The sequence below is a fragment of the Microcoleus sp. LAD1_D5 genome, from assembly GCF_036702115.1.
GTDB lineage: Bacteria > Cyanobacteriota > Cyanobacteriia > Cyanobacteriales > Microcoleaceae > Microcoleus.
In genome coordinates, this window is the sequence record NZ_JAUBSA010000105.1 from 1 (window position 1) to 15,322 (window position 15,322).

At 46.7% G+C, this 15,322-nt stretch carries 10 protein-coding genes; 6 read left to right on the forward strand and 4 right to left on the reverse strand.

All coding sequences use genetic code 11. From position 1 onward, the window contains the following. Positions 1–409: 409 nt before the first annotated feature. The 3 genes from QUA70_RS26180 to QUA70_RS26190 all read left to right on the forward strand — a co-directional run bounded on the left by QUA70_RS26180 (position 410) and on the right by QUA70_RS26190 (position 4,132). Entirely contained in the window at positions 410–2,014 is a 1,605-nt protein-coding gene (locus QUA70_RS26180) for a metallophosphoesterase (protein ID WP_333350763.1), read from the forward strand. Between the two features lie 145 nt (positions 2,015–2,159). Further along, positions 2,160–2,888 carry a DUF3891 family protein gene (locus QUA70_RS26185; protein WP_333329245.1) on the forward strand — a complete coding sequence of 243 codons (729 nt, stop codon included), beginning with the start codon at positions 2,160–2,162 and terminating at the stop codon, positions 2,886–2,888. Between the two features lie 275 nt (positions 2,889–3,163). Beyond that, positions 3,164–4,132, forward strand: a complete 969-nt coding sequence (locus QUA70_RS26190; protein ID WP_333350759.1) for a YegS/Rv2252/BmrU family lipid kinase — start codon at positions 3,164–3,166, stop codon at positions 4,130–4,132. A 52-nt stretch (positions 4,133–4,184) separates the two neighbouring features. Here QUA70_RS26190 and QUA70_RS26195 read toward each other — a convergent pair whose 3' ends face one another. After that, entirely contained in the window at positions 4,185–4,541 is a 357-nt protein-coding gene (locus tag QUA70_RS26195; RefSeq protein ID WP_333329239.1) for a hypothetical protein, read from the reverse strand. Positions 4,542–4,918: 377 nt separating this feature from the next. Between QUA70_RS26195 and QUA70_RS26200 the strand changes: the two genes are divergently transcribed. Together QUA70_RS26200 and QUA70_RS26205 are read left to right on the forward strand one after the other, a co-directional pair. After that, entirely contained in the window at positions 4,919–9,409 is a 4,491-nt protein-coding gene (locus QUA70_RS26200; RefSeq protein ID WP_333350757.1) for a WD40 domain-containing protein, read from the forward strand. A 19-nt stretch (positions 9,410–9,428) separates the two neighbouring features. Continuing rightward, positions 9,429–9,644 carry a hypothetical protein gene (locus QUA70_RS26205; protein WP_333350756.1) on the forward strand — a complete coding sequence of 72 codons (216 nt, stop codon included), beginning with the start codon at positions 9,429–9,431 and terminating at the stop codon, positions 9,642–9,644. Between the two features lie 197 nt (positions 9,645–9,841). On the opposite strand, the gene QUA70_RS26210 is transcribed toward QUA70_RS26205, so the two are convergent. The 3 genes from QUA70_RS26210 to QUA70_RS26220 all read right to left on the reverse strand — a co-directional run bounded on the left by QUA70_RS26210 (position 9,842) and on the right by QUA70_RS26220 (position 14,118). Then, positions 9,842–11,569, reverse strand: coding sequence for an ABC transporter ATP-binding protein (locus QUA70_RS26210; protein ID WP_333350754.1), 1,728 nt, complete (start codon positions 11,567–11,569; stop codon positions 9,842–9,844). A gap of 182 nt (positions 11,570–11,751) precedes the next feature. Continuing rightward, the gene (locus QUA70_RS26215) at positions 11,752–12,234 is read right to left on the reverse strand and encodes an FxLYD domain-containing protein (RefSeq protein ID WP_333410730.1); all 483 of its coding nucleotides are present in this window, start codon (positions 12,232–12,234) and stop codon (positions 11,752–11,754) included. Positions 12,235–12,414: 180 nt separating this feature from the next. Further along, the gene (locus QUA70_RS26220; RefSeq protein ID WP_333350750.1) at positions 12,415–14,118 is read right to left on the reverse strand and encodes an NAD(P)/FAD-dependent oxidoreductase; all 1,704 of its coding nucleotides are present in this window, start codon (positions 14,116–14,118) and stop codon (positions 12,415–12,417) included. A 93-nt stretch (positions 14,119–14,211) separates the two neighbouring features. Here QUA70_RS26220 and QUA70_RS26225 point away from each other — a divergent pair, with 93 nt between their 5' ends. After that, positions 14,212–15,123: a PPC domain-containing protein gene (locus tag QUA70_RS26225; RefSeq protein WP_333350748.1), complete on the forward strand. Its 912-nt coding sequence runs from the start codon at positions 14,212–14,214 to the stop codon at positions 15,121–15,123. Positions 15,124–15,322: the final 199 nt, after the last annotated feature.

Below are 15,322 nucleotides of genomic sequence, written 5' to 3' on the forward strand. Positions count from 1 at the left end.
CGCTTCTGTGATTTATTGCGTAAGCGTTGCTTGCCGTAGGCGTCGCATCCCTCTTTAAAAACTGTCCGGAGTATTGCTATCTGATGTTGCCCACTTGGGCCAGGGTGTAGGGTTCGATCGCGCTTGGAGTCGGAGAGTGCGATCGTCTCACATATTGCACCATTCTCGCTTAAAAGGCCCGACGACCTGTTCCACAAAGAGTGAATTTTATTGTGGGGTGAACCCCAGAACCCGCCCATAACAGGCTGATTGAGAATCGTGTAATATGTCAGTTGTCAGGCAGTATTGTCGTCAAAAACCCGGTTTCTGACCACCCGTGCGTCGATTTTCAGCTTTTAGAGAGATGTAAAAACTCGACCGATCGCTACACTATTAACTAGGAACTCAGCAATTTTGGAGAAGAGGTGAATTGAAATTCGTTTCCGACCCGCAAATAAAAGTCAAAATCCGCAAAATGAACGAGCGGGTGCGGTGGCAAGAACAGTCGATCGTCGATCGGGGAATCGACCAAACTCGGATAGTTTTGGCATCTCCAACCACCGACTCTCCAGAGTTTTCGTTTTTAGTCGTAGGCGACAGCGGCACGGGCAACCACCGCGGGCACAATCCCCAGCGGCAGATTGCCGAACAGATGGTCTCCGAGCGCGAAAATTGCCGTTTTGTCCTCCACACCGGCGATGTCGTTTATCTCGTAGGTTCCAGCGAATATTACTTGCAAAACTTTATTCGCCCCTACCGAGAATTTATAGTCGGGGGCGAGCATCCCTCTCGGATTGCCTACGATCGCATGGTGTTTAATTTTCCGTTTTTGCCCGTACCAGGAAACCACGACTATTACGACTTGCCGATAGTCTACGGCCTTCTCTCAGCGACAGCTTTGCCGCTGCGGCGGCTGTTGGGTGCCAAGTTGGATCTCGATGTCGGCTGGCACGGTTCCGATCGCGGAAATACCTACGCCAAAGCCTTTCTGGACTACCTCAAAGCTCACAAAATGCCGGGAGAGCTCGATCGCCACCTAGACGCCCACTACACCGCCAGCACCAGCACAGGCCGCTGCATCCGCTACCAACCCGGACGTTTTACCCGCTTACCCAACCGCTATTACACGTTCCGCAGCGGCGGCATCGACTTTTTCGCCCTCGACTCCAACACCTTCAACGAGCCCTTACCGATCCCGAAAACCAAACAGGGCGACATTCGCCGCCAGAATTTGGAATTTGATCGGCAGAAGTTGGAACAAGAAAAATTGGCAATGCTCGAAATGTGCGATCGGCTCAACCCCGAAATTCCCGAGGAAGCCGAACAGCTAGACGACTTGGCCGCCAAGTTAGAGCAAGTTGACGAAATGTTGATGGATATTGACAAACAACTGTCGTCCCACAAAACAGCCGCCACTGACGTTGAACAGCTCGAATGGCTGAAAAAAAGACTGATTGACTCTTGGCGCGATTCCGAGGTGCGGGGGCGGGTAATTTACCTGCACCATCCCCCCTACGTGACCGAGGCGACAAAGTGGAATCAAGCTCAAACTTTGGCGGTTCGGTTGCGATTGCGCGAGGTGCTCGACGGGGTGGCCGATGCCATTGGGGGGGCGGCGCGCGGTCGTCCGCTAGTAGATTTGGTACTGACTGGCCACGCTCACTGTTTGGAATACCTGCGGACTGGGGATACGGGCCACGGCGACTCTGGGATTAATTGGATTGTCTGCGGGGGAAGCGGCCACAGTCTCCGCCGCCAGCGCCCGGAAGGGCCGGTGTTGGAGGAACCATCGAGTCCAGAAGCTTATCGGTTGGCGCGTGAGGGCGGGCGATCGCAAAAAGGCGATCGGCGGATAGCGGAATCTTTGTTATTTGTCGGCCGCAGCGGCCAAGGTTCCCACAAACGCCGTCCTTATTCGTGTTTGCGGATTGATGTTCTCGACGGGTGTCCCCCCAAATTTAGAGTCAGACCTTTGGTTGTCGAACGATTTGAGGGGAAATGGCAGGAGATCTCGATCGAACCTTTTGTGATTTAACTTTCGTTTTTCTGTAAGTCTCGATCGCCCTTAAAAAGGTGGACTTTGACCGATTCCGGTTCCCCCCTTTTTTAGGCTGGGGGAGATCGAAAGCCGAATGCTCGCACAAAATACTCGTATCAACTTAATTCAGGACAAAAATTCAATGATTGCTAACTTAACCCCTACTGGCTGGGAAATTATTTACCACCGCGCCCACGCTTTGCTCGCGGCCCAACTTGGCGGACACTGGAAGCGCTCGAAATCTCCTATTCGCTTGTACGAAACCATAGCGGCGATTTCGCATCACGACGATTTGGAGAAAGAGTGGGAAGAACATATATTGACTGAAGCGGGCGCGCCCTTAGATTTTACCTTGCAGACGGAAACGTCTCTGCCGAAAATTAAAGCCATGACGCAGAATGCGCTATATCGCGGTAGGTGGGTAGCAATGCTGATTTCTATGCACATGAGCTTTCTCACTGAAGGAAAGCGGGGAGAGTCGAAGGAACTCGACGAGTTTTTGGACGAACAACTGGAAAATCAAAAAAAATGGCGCGAGGAGTTGAAGATTTATAAAGAAGAGGCCGAATCAGCTTATGCTTTTTTCCAGTGGTGCGATCGGCTATCATTAATTCTTTGCAGCCGCGAGTTACCCGCCGGAGAACGAGCTTTAGAAATTAGTGTCGGCCCCGACGGCAAGCGCTACGATATTGTACAGAACAGCAACGAACTCGTGACTGTAACTCCTTGGCCTTTTGAAGAAGATAAGTTTACTGTGAACGTCGAAGCGTGCCATTTGGATCGAGTCCAGTTCGACAGCAACGAGGAAATCAAAGAAGCGCTGCACAAAGCTCCGCGCGAAGTCTTAGAGTGGACTTTTGTCAAGTCTTAATTAAGCCTTTGAAAAATAGGTGAGGGTTGTTGTCGAAGTTTGGCGGGCCTTGCATGTGTGTAAACTTAAGGTTACAACCATGTCTAAATCAGGGTTATAGTTGAGTCTTGATCCCCCCTAACCCCCCTTAATAAGGGGGGGACAAGAACACTCAAAGTCAACCCCTACTCCCCTTATTAATGGGGATTTAGGGGGATCGAAACTTCGATACCAACGAAAAAAAATCGAGGGTTTCAGTTCAGCCATTACCCATTACCAATTACCTATTACCAAATATGAAACGTTCAGCTTGCCTAATTTTTAATCCCGTCGCCGGCAACAGCGACCCCGACCAAGACTTAGCTAGAATTCAGGAACTTTTAGAGCCTTTTATTGACTTAGACATTCGGCTGACAACCCCAGAAGTAGACGCAGATCAAATCGCCCGTGAAGCAGTTGCTAGGGGAGTTGAGGCAATTATTGCTTCCGGGGGCGACGGCACATTATCCGCGGTCGCTGGGGCGATTGTCAGCACAAATATTCCTTTAGGAATTATTTCGCGGGGAACTGCTAATGCTTTTGCGAATGCTTTAGACATTCCCAATACTATTGACACCGCCTGCGAAACTATTTTGGGAGGGTTGACGCGGGTGGTGGATGCGGCGATTTGCAACGGTAAAATGCCGATGGTTTTGTTGGCTGGAGTGGGTTTTGAGGCGGAAACTGTCGAACTAGCCGATCGCGAAATGAAGAATCGCTGGGGAATGCTGGCTTACATTTTATCGGGAATTAAACAGTTAAACAATTTAGAAAGGTTTGAAGCGGAAATCGAAACCGAAGATAAAATTATCAGCGTTACTGCTGTGGCGGTGACGGTGGCGAATGCAGCGCCGGCTACTTCCATTTTAGCTCAAGGGCCTGCCGGGATTATTGTTGATGACGGCTTGCTGGATGTGACGCTGGTGGCGCCTCAGAATAAAGCTGGGGCGATCGCAGCTTCTTATCATCTATTGCAAACAGCTTTGAGCGGCAATCCTACCGATCGCGACGACATCGGTTATTTACGGGCAAAAAAAGTAACTATTAGTGCCGATCCGCCTCAAAAAGTGGTTGTAGACGGGGAAATCTTCGGCATGACTCCGGTTTCTATTGAGTGCATTCCGGGAGGTTTAACTATTTTTGTACCGCGAGTTGAAGAAGAGCCCGTGGTAGAAAAACTCACTGGTTTAGCGGACATCGAAATTACATTGAAACCCGTAACTTAAAACTTTTAGCGACCCAAAAAATAAGAAAGACCGCCCGGGCGGTCTTTAATTTTTATGCGTCTAAAATTTGGCGAATTCGGCGCTCTAAAAGTTCGAGATCGAGTCCGCCTTCATCGCGGCTGATGCGGCGCACGGTGACGTTAACATTGCTCAAATCTGCCAGCAAATCTTGCAGAATTTCTTGTTGCTGCCGAGCTTGAGTTATTTCGCGCGGTTCCTGCACCAAATCGCGCACGATCGTATCTTCACCACGCGAAGCAACGATCGGGTCTGCTTCGCCGTCTATATGCACAAAAGTGCGCCTACCAGGCCCCCGTTCATCTTCAATTGGTATTACTGCTGTTACTCGATCGGAGCGTACATATTTGCCAAATCCCAGGTGGACTAAGACAGAAGATTGTATTTTCATAGACCGCAAAATTTATTTGTTAGTTATCTATATTTTAACTTTTGCACTATGATATAACAACTAATTTTAGAGCTATTTATACTACCATATGTGTCGGTTTTTTCGGTGTTTTATAGTTGTCAATTTTTCTAAAATATGCTAAGTTAATTAACTAGATATAACTTACCAAGGGTGGGTCAGAAACCGGGTTTTTTAGGAAAATACTTCGCTCCTACCAGCAGATTCGGTAAAAACCCGGTTTCTTTAGTCGGAGCGCGTAAATCCTGTTAACATAAAAATAGAGCAGTTTGCGATCGCCCGCAGCGCATTTCAGGGACACAGCCTACCGATTCTAGATTTGAGCATTACTTCCCCGGAAAAACAGGAAAGCCTAAATCATGTTAATTAGTCTCGACTTAGTTATCAGCCTCCTGACTACAATTCCCTTCGGCACTATCAAAGACAAGTTTCAACGCAACGAAACTGTCATCAAAATCTTAAAAAAATTTAACCTTGACCCCGATGCTCCGCCCGCAGATTTTAGCGGAGTTTATGTTTATACTTTAGTAGAGTACGGCGCTGGCAAACCCAAGCAGATTTTAGAACTGTTTCGCCAAAAAGAGATTGAATCAGCATTTCGCAAAGCCTTCGAGTCCGATAGCCCAGCCATTTTAATTAAAGCAGGCGATGAATATCTGAATGAGAGTGCTTTAGGCAAAGAAATTCGAGATTTAGGCATTGACCCCAGACGGGAATTCATGGCATTTGCCGCCGTGTTTATGGAAGTAGCAAAGCGGACGCGGACGCTGGGAGATGTGATGATGGGAAATTCGATCGCCTCTTTGCAAAAACGCCTATCTATGGTAATGGATCGCATCGAACGCCTCCCCACTATCGAAGGAATTCGCACCGAATTTGCGCGGTTGGAAGCTGAAGATTATCCCGCACTTCCCGCAGCATCAACGAATATTCAAAAGTCTCAAGCTTTTATTTTATCACAACAAGTTCGTGGTTGGTTTGAAACATTAAGTTATAAGTTTGAAACCTATCAAATCTCGGAAGATAACTATTTTGAATGGATTATCAATGTCCCCGTCAGACGCAATCGGTACGATCGCATTTTAGTGCGCGGAATAGCCGGAGAAGCGGGACTCAGAGATATCTCAGCCCTGCGCGAGTCGGTGGAAAAACAGCGCACCGATGAAGGCTGGTTAGTCACCGCCCGCCGCATCAGTCGCGCCGCGCGGGATGAGGTAGAAAAAGATGAAAATCGCGATCTAGCTTGCTATACTTTCGATGAATTGCTCGACCAAGATGCCGATTTTTCCGCTTATCTCAACTGGCTGGAAACTGAAATTACCAGCCGGGGAATTGATACCAAATATGTGCCGTTAGCCTGTACAAAAGAAGAAATTGACCCCGATACTCACCGCAAGATAGGCGTGAGTCATTATGGAGAGCGAGATGGCTGGATCGAAGGTTATATTGACCTGTGGTTGAATGACCCAGTAAAAGAACATATTTCAGTTTTAGGAGAATTTGGAACTGGGAAAACTTGGTTTGCGATGCACTATGCTTGGATGGCGCTGCAACACTACCGAGATGCTCAAAAGCGCGGCTTAGAACGTCCGCGTTTGCCGTTAGTAATTCCGTTGCGAGATTACGCCAAAGCAGTTAGTGTCGAGTCGCTATTTTCCGAGTTTTTCTTTCGCAAGCACGAGATACCTTTGGCGGGTTATTCTGCCTTTGAACAACTCAATCGCATGGGCAAGTTTCTGCTGATTTTCGATGGTTTTGATGAAATGGCCGCTAAGTGCGATCGGCAAGAAACCATCAACAACTTCTGGGAACTAGCAAAAGCCGTCGTTCCCGGCGCAAAAGTCATCCTCACTTGCCGTACCGAACACTTTCCTGAAGGCAAGGAAGGACGGGCATTGTTCAATGCAGAACTGCAAGCATCAACAACCATTTTAACAGGCGAAACTCCCCAATTTGAAGTCTTAGAATTAGAAAAATTTAACGACGAGCAAATTGGGCTAGCGCTGTCATTTCAAACAGAAGCGGCGACAGTCGAAAAAGTGATGGGAAACCCGCAGTTATTGGATTTAGCGCGTCGCCCGGTGATGACAGAGTTAATTTTGGAAGCATTGCCCGATATTGAAGCTGGAAAACCAGTCGATATGTCGCGGATATATCTGTATGCGGTGCGGCGGAAGATAGAGAGAGATATCAAAGCAGAACGTACTTTTACTTCTGTAGCAGATAAGCTTTATTTTTTGTGCGAACTGTCTTGGGAAATGCTGTCTACCAACCAAATGAGTATCAATTATCGCAGTTTTCCCGATCGCATCCGCAGCTTGTTTGGTGCGCTCGTGCAAGAGGAAAAAGACTTAGACCACTGGCACTACGACATGATGGGTCAAACGATGCTAATCCGCAATGCCGATGGCGATTATACTCCGGCGCACCGTTCGCTGTTAGAGTTTTTTGTCGCTTATAAATTTGCAGCGGAATTGGGAGTTTTGGCGGCAGATTTTACCGAATTAGTTGCGCCGGAACAGTCTTGTTTAGATCGTAATGCAGCGCCTCAAAAATATACTTGGTCTAATTATTGTCGATTGCAAGCCCAGAAGAGAAATAATGGTGAACTTATTGCGCCTTTGCAGGGATTTGCTGCTGAAGATTTAGGGCAACTCCGTCAGAGTTTCGGACACGCGCCGCTGACAAAAGCAGTCATGGATTTGTTGTTGCCAATGGTAGGGGCGGTGTCCTCGTGCCGGCCCTGCCTCGATGTAGGGGCAGCTACGGAGGAATTATTGGAAATTCTGGAAGCAACGCGGGGAAAAACTGAAAGTGAGGTAGGTTATGTGGGAGGGAATGCGGCGACGCTGGTGGTGAAAATCGATGGCACTGCGTTAGAAGCAAAAGACCTTTCTCGTGCAGTTATTTTAGGTGCTGATTTTACAAATGCTAGTCTGCGCCGCGTCAATTTTGTTTCAGCAAATTTAGCTGATTCTGTTTTTACTAAAATCTTCAGCAGTGTTCGATCGGTCATATTTAGTCCTGATGGCAAACTGTTAGCTACAGGTGATACTGATGGCATAGTTCGCTTGTGGGAAGCTAGCAGTGGCAGAGAAATATTGACCTGTAAAGGACATACTAACGTGGTGGAGTCAGTCGCCTTCAGTCCTGATGGTGAGATACTTGCTAGCGGGAGTTATGAAAATACAATCAAGTTATGGGATGTCAAGACTGGTGAATGTTTAAAAGTTTTGCAGGGACATACCGGATCGGTAATGTCAGTCACCTTCAATCCTGATGGAAATATACTCGCTAGCGGGAGTTTCGATTGCACGATCAGGTTATGGGATATTCACACGGGTGAATGCTGCAAAATTTTGCAAGACCATACTAAAGTTGTATTTTCAGTGGCTTTCCATCCTGCTGGTGAGATGTTGGCCAGTGGAAGTGGCGACACAACAGTGAGGCTGTGGAATGTCGGTACTGGTGAATGCCTCAAAATTTTGTACGGTCATACTAAAAACGTGTTTTCAGTTGCTTTCAATTCTGCTGGTGAAATACTTGCTAGTGGCAGCGGCGACAAAACAGTGAGGCTGTGGAATATCGGTAGCGGTGAATGTTTCAAAACTTTGGAGGGACATTTCGATCAAATACGGTCGATCGCCTTTAGCCCAAATGGCGAAATACTTGCAAGTGGCAGTCACGATCGCACAGCAAAACTGTGGGATATCAACAACGGTGAATGCTTGAATACTTTGCAAGGGCATAACGATCGAGTAGGGTCAATCGCCTTCCATCCTGGGGGTGAAATACTTGTTAGCGGCAGTTACGATAAAACGCTGAAGCTGTGGGATATCAACAGCGGTGAATGCTTGAATACGCTGCAAGGGCATAGCAATCAAGTAAGGTCGATCGCCTTCAGTCCCAACGGTGAAATGTTTGCCAGCGCCGATGACGAACAAACAGTCAAGCTGTGGGATGTCAGCAGCGGTGAGTGCCTCCAAATTTTGCACGGGCATCTCGATCGGGTAAACTTAGTTGCCTTCAATCCTTCGGGTCAAATACTTGCCAGCGCTAGTTATGACCAAACACTGAAACTGTGGGATATTCGCAGTGGTGAATGCCTTCATACTTTGCCAGAATTTGGCAATGAAACACGATCGATCGCCTTCAGTCCAAATGGTGAAATACTTGCTAGTGCAGGTTATGACCAAACGGTGAGGTTGTGGGATATCGGTACTGGCGAATGCCTCAAAACGTTGCAGGGGCATAACAATTCTGTAAACTCGGCTGCTTTCAGTCCTTTGGGCGAGATATTTGCCAGTGCAGGTTTTGACGGAACGGTGAGGCTGTGGGATATCCATACTGGTGAATGCCTCAAAATCTTGCAGGGGCATACGGGTTGGGCGCGCGCGATCGCCTTTAGCCACAACGGTGAAATACTTGCCACTGGAAGTGTCGATCGAACAATAAGACTATGGGATGTCCGCAGTGGTGAATGTTTCCAAATCTTGCAGGGGCATACTGATTGGATACGTTCAGTTGCCTTTAGTTATTCTGGTGCAATAGTTGCTAGTGGAAGTGTCGATGGAACGGTAAGATTATGGGATATCAGTACAGGTGAATGTCTCAAAATTTTGCAAGGTCATACCAGTAGAATTAACTCTGTTGCCTTCAGTTCAAATGAAAAAATTATTGCTGCTTGCTGTCGGGATGGCACAATTATTCTTTGGGATGTTGAGACTTGTGAGTGCATCAAAATACTGAAAAGTGACCGACCTTATGAGGAGATGAATATCACGGGCGTTACGGGTTTAACTGAAGTTGAGAAAGCGACGATCAAAGCTTTAGGGGCTGTTGAAAATTAATCATCGCAAAGGAGAAACTATGCAGCCAGCAATACGAATTACAACCAAAGTTCTTGCAGGAAATAAACTGGAAATTCAAGTGCCACCTGGATCGGTGGGCGAAGAGGTGGAAGTTTTTGTGATTATACCAGCAAAGCCTTGGAAAACTTTTTTTGATAGTTTGAATATGTTTTCTGACGACTTTATGCTACTCAGAAATCAATTGTCTTTGGAGACGAGAGAGGCTTTTGAATGAAATTTTTGCTAGATTAGGACTTACGCACGGGTAGTCAGAAACCGGGTTTTTTCGACAATACTTAGTTGAGACCAGCAGATTCGACCAAAAACCCGGTTTCTTGTCGAAGTGCGCGCGGGTAATCAAAAACCGGGTTTTTTCCAGAATACTTGGTTGAGGCCAGCAGAAACAGCCGAAAACCCGGTTTCTAATGTAGCCTACTGACTAAACTGTTGAGCGTAGTAGCCAGCATAGCGAGATCCCTTTTCCAGCAACTCCTCGTGCGTCCCAGATTCCACAATTCTGCCTTTTTCCAAAACTAAAATGCGATCGGCTCTCCGCACAGTAGCCAAGCGGTGCGCGATAATAAACACAGTGCGATCGCGCATCAATCTTTCCAGCGCTTCCTGCACTAAACCTTCGGATTCCGAATCCAGCGCCGATGTCGCTTCATCCAAAATTAATATTCTCGGATTAAGCAAAACTGCACGGGCGATCGCAATTCTTTGTTTTTGACCGCCAGATAAGTTTACACCCCTTTCCCCCACCCAAGTTTGATAACCGTCGGGAAACTCACTAATAAATTGATGGGCGTTGGCAATCTCAGCAGCTTTTTGAACATCTTTTAGTTCATAATACGATCGCCCAAAAGCAATATTTTGAGCAATTGTACCCGAAAATAAAATCGTTTCTTGCGGCACAATGCCGATTTGCCGACGCAGCGTATTTAATGTCACATCTTGAATATCAATCCCATCAATTAAAATCTGTCCCGCTTGCGGATCGTAAAATCTCGGTAGCAAGTTTACTAAAGTAGTTTTACCCGCGCCGGATGCACCCACGAGGGCAATCATTTCTCCGGGAAGCACCAGCAAACTCATGTTTTGCAGAATGGGTGTCTCTGAGTTATAGGCAAAATTAATATTGCGGTATTCGACTTTGCCAGTAACATGGGGAAGTTCAGTTGCCCCAGGTTTTTCGACTACTGTTGGTTGAATTGCTAATAGTTCAAAAATGCGATCGCTAGAAGCTTCTCCCTGCTTAAAATCTCCGTAATTAGCAGTTGTGATAGCGATCGGGTCAATTAAAAGTGCCACCCCTGCGATATAACTGATAAATTGAGTACCGGTGAGATTTCCTTGAGAAATTTGCCAACCTCCCAGGAAAAAGAGCAAAATCACGCTCATCGCTTCCAGAAAGCCAACTACAACGAACTGAAGTGCTTTTATTCGTTCTGACAGATACTTAGCGCGGCGGTTTTGTTGTGCTTCTTCTGCAAAGCGGGCAATTTCGTAGTCTTCAGCCACAAATGCTTTGATTAAACGAATGCCGCTGAATACTTCTGTCAGCAAAGCTGATAAATCAGAGATGCGATTTTGACTTTGGCGCGAGTAACTTAGTAGTCTTTCGCCAAACCAGCCAATTAAGATAGCCATCAGCGGTGCAATAATTAATGCACCCAAGGTTAATTGCCAGTTGAGATAAATCATATATCCCAGAACCGCAATTAGCTGCAAAACACAAGGGATAAACTGATGAAAAAATTTATTTACGACTTCGCCAATGCGGTCAATATCTTCGGTGAGGCGGTAGGATAAGTCTCCAGTTTTGGCAGTTTCAAAGTAGCCGAGATTTAGTTTTTGCAGGTGGGAGTAGACTTTTTTGCGGATTTCTAAAGCAATAGTCAAAGCAGCTTTTGCCATCAGCGTATCTTGACCGTACTGGGCTGTACCGCGAATTAGAAATATAATGGCGCTGAGTGCGGCAATTTGAGCGAACCCTTTTAAATCTCCTTTACCTATAAATTTTGCTGTTTCGCCAACTAGCCACGCTATAATTGGCCAAAATACGGTAAATACTACAGTACAAGCTAATGCTTTACCGATGGTGTGTTTTTGGGGACGGAGGTAGGGTAAGATTTGCCAGTATGTCGATCGAGTTTTCAAGATATTTTACCTCTGGAAGTTCTGTTTTTACAGATATCTGAGCCAAAACATGATATCAGCGATCGGACAAATCTCAACAATCATTCTTGACCGAAAGCATCCGGCATACAACGCCCCCGGATTCATCCGTGGGGTTAATTGTCCAATTCTTCAATCTAAAATCTAAAATCTAAAATCTAAAATCATTCTTGAGCGTCTGCATAAGTAGCCTGCACCTTAGCCCCCGCGACAACTTCGCCCCGAAAGGCGGCTGACTGTCCGGGTGCAAGAGTAACTGGTTGAGCGAAGATAAATCCGTTGTCAATTAAATTGCCTGACTCGTCCAAAACTTCATAATTTACTTTGACATTCTTGATTTTTTTGCACCCTTGATTAAGCACTTGACCGCTGAAAAAGTTGCCGTCATAATTAGCCGCCGCAATTGACACTTTTGCAGCGATGTTGGAACCGGGAATGCAAGTTTGGGCAGTTCCCGATGCTGGCTGTTCCTCGCACAATTTGCCCAAGTCTACTGTTTTGCCGTCGGGGGTTTTCATGTAGCAAAACGGTTCATCAACTAATGAATTTTGAGCAAGTGTATTTGTAGAGTCTGTAAGCAAAGGGCGAGCCGATATCGGCGACATTAGCAAACTAGATAAAGCTAGTGTTAAAGGTAAAATAATCATGTTTTTGGGCAATAAGTTGTACATGATAATTCACAGGATTTTTACGTTTGCATCTCTCTATGTATGGTGCACCTTACGAGTAATTTAAATTTTCGGGCGGGCTAGAAGCCCACCCCACAAGAATTAGATGGGTGGGCTAGGAGCAACGGCTCACAAGAATTAGATTCGCACCTTACCAGATTATCTAATACTCGGCTTTCTATTCCTAAGATTCCGGGCTCCGGGAATTTTCCGGCTGGGACGGCGACTGTTCAAACTGCTCGCAGTTCGAGTATTCACAGCATCAGCAGCAGCTATTAAACCCAAATCTTGCAAGATTTCAACAGCCGCCCTTTGTCCAGTTTCGCAACCGCCTTCCATGTAACCTTGATTTTCCAGCGAAGTGTGTTCCCCGGCAAAATATAAATTGCCAACTCGTTCGCCTTCAACGCCGTACATTTGCGTCCACTGTCCGACTAAATAGCAGGAATAAGAACCTTTAGAAAAGCGTTCTCCCGGCCAATAAGCTCGCACAGCTTTGCCCGATCGCAAATTTCTCACTCCGGGAAAAACTCTTTCAAATTGGTTCAAAAATCTTTGTGCTTGGTCTTCTGGAGTTCCGGCACCGATCGACAAACCCTGCTTTCCTCCTGTAAAATTAGTAACTAAACCGTTAGGAGTAGGGGCGAAAGGCGTAGCTTCCCAGGTATTCTGGAATCCTAAATCGCTATAAACAGAAGCAGTCGATCGATAAAGTTCCCGCCAAATTCGGCTGCGGTAGCCAGTAATTAACTTAGAATTAGTACCGTAACCCAATTGCTCGATCGCCCGCCGCTTTGGTTGGGGCAAAGGTACGTTAATTTTAACGTCTCGCAGAGTGCTGAACGGCAAAGTTAACAAAACTCGCTCGTAAGTGCGCTCGAACGCGCTTAGTCCCGATCGCAAATTTACCCGATAGCGGCCATCCGGCAAAAGAGTAATCGCTTCCAAAACCGTCCCCGCCTCGATCGAACCAGACAATTGACCCGCCAAACGGTTGATAATTTGACTATTACCGCCGTCAATTTGATAACGCTCATCGCTGTTGCCGTACAATTCAAAACTGCCCGCTTCAGAACCGATTAAAAACAGCAGATTTAACGCCGACTGTTCTTCAGGATCTCGACCGTATTCAGTCGTGTAAGCAATGCGGAGTAACTGCCGGACAATCGTGCTAGTATCAGCTTGGTCTACATATTCAGCGAGCGAAAGATTGTCCAATCTTTCCGCTGCTTCTGTAAAATCAAGATAGCTAATTTCATCGCCAACCGCCTGCAAATCAGCAGTAATTTTACTTGCTAGCGGCGCAAAATCTGCGATTATTTGCTCAAGAGAAAAGCGGCGCCCTTGAAAGAAAAAAGTATCTTTCACAAATTCGCGCTGCACGTCAACTAAGTCGATCGCCCGCAAACCCAATTCCGTCGCCAGCGAGATTAAAGTAGTATGACCGGTGTCAATAAATTCTCCCCCCAAATCAGCCGGAATCAGCGTTCCAGCCACCTTGGGAACCGTGCGTATCCGTCCCCCCACGCGGTTCGTTGCCTCGATTATATCGGCACGCACACCCGCTTGGCGCAAGCGATAAGCCGCCGTCAAACCCGCAATCCCTGCACCCACAACCAAAATCGGCGATCGTCCGCCCTGTTGAGCAAAAGCTCCCCCTCCCTCCCTGGTAAAAGTCGCAGCAGCCACAGCCCCTGCAGCAGCTAAACCCCCGTGCAGCAAGCGGCGACGAGATATGGCAGAATTAGGAATGCCAGCGCTCAGCATCCCCAGCAGTTCATCAGCCGGAATGCCCGTTTCCCTTGATTTCTGGGCAATACTCGCAGCGCGGCGCAGCATTGCCATCAGTGCAGATTTAGCCATAATTAAGACATCCTCACAAAACAAAACTTTGATGTAAACTGGATTCTCGATCGTGCACTTTCCAGACTAAAGTCCAGAGAGATTTTTTTAATAATGCTAACCCTCAGAACACTGTTCGACAGCAAATTTTATCTCGAAAACAACCCAGATGTCGCCGTAGCAGTTGCCAGAGGCACGGTATCGAGTCCCTTCGATCACTACCGAAAAATTGGCAAATTTGAAAATCGCGACCCGAATGCCCTGTTCGACGCCAGCTATTATTTAGACACCAATACAGATGTAGCGGTATCAGCGAAACTCAATGGCTTTTCAGCAGCCGATCACTTTATTAGATTCGGTCAATTTGAACGACGAAACCCCAACCCTTTCTTCGATGTTGGTTTCTATCTAGCAAGCAACCCAGACGTTCAGACAGCAGTTCAAACCAATCAATTTACCCCATTTGAACACTACTTCAAAGCCGGTCAATTAGAAAACCGCAAAGCCAGCGTTTTCTTCGATCCCAGCTTTTATCTAGAAAAATATCCGCTGGTAGCAGCAGCAGTCAATAGTGGGGCAGTTAGAAGTGCGATCGACCATTACATTCAATTCGGTCAACAAGAAGGATTGTTGAGCACTCTCCCCGATCCCGCCGACAATTTGAACGCAGCAAAAAGCCTGGGCATTCTCACAGAAATTCAAACTGCGAGCGATTTTGTGGGAAATGCTGAACCAGCCGACATTTACAGTTTCATCCTCAATACTCCCAGCCTTTTCAGTGTAACTGTTGACGGTTTGAGTGCAGATGTTGATGTTGAATTAATTCAAGATCTCAACGGCAACGGCGCAGTTGGATTAGACGATCTTATTGCTTCGTCTAACAATTTAGGCACGGCTTCAGAAACAATTGTCAGCAATGGGCCTTTGCCTGAGGGGACTTATTTTGTCCGCGTTTATCAATTTCAAGGCGATACAAATTATGACTTGAGATTGCTTTCCGCTCCTTCTCCCACGCCGCTTCTATGACATGAGGGTTTACACTCGAAGGCAGTCCAAATCTGAAGGTGGAAGACAGAATGCAGAATTAAAGAAAATTTTATGATTAAATAATTCTGCGGGTTTGTCAGTTAGATACTGTCCGGTTAATGGTTAGAGTCGATAGGGGCATTTCTACCCCTACCTCTCTTTCAGAACGGAACGTGAAACTTTCGCTTCATTCCGCTCC

Coding starts and splice junctions, on each gene's coding strand:
- QUA70_RS26185 (WP_333329245.1), top strand. CDS start 2,160: ATGATTGCTAACTTAACCCCTACTGGCTGGGAAATTATTTACCACCGC.
- QUA70_RS26190 (WP_333350759.1), top strand. CDS start 3,164: ATGAAACGTTCAGCTTGCCTAATTTTTAATCCCGTCGCCGGCAACAGC.
- QUA70_RS26195 (WP_333329239.1), bottom strand. CDS start 4,541: ATGAAAATACAATCTTCTGTCTTAGTCCACCTGGGATTTGGCAAATAT.
- QUA70_RS26200 (WP_333350757.1), top strand. CDS start 4,919: ATGTTAATTAGTCTCGACTTAGTTATCAGCCTCCTGACTACAATTCCC.
- QUA70_RS26205 (WP_333350756.1), top strand. CDS start 9,429: ATGCAGCCAGCAATACGAATTACAACCAAAGTTCTTGCAGGAAATAAA.
- QUA70_RS26215 (WP_333410730.1), bottom strand. CDS start 12,234: ATGATTATTTTACCTTTAACACTAGCTTTATCTAGTTTGCTAATGTCG.
- QUA70_RS26220 (WP_333350750.1), bottom strand. CDS start 14,118: ATGGCTAAATCTGCACTGATGGCAATGCTGCGCCGCGCTGCGAGTATT.
- QUA70_RS26225 (WP_333350748.1), top strand. CDS start 14,212: ATGCTAACCCTCAGAACACTGTTCGACAGCAAATTTTATCTCGAAAAC.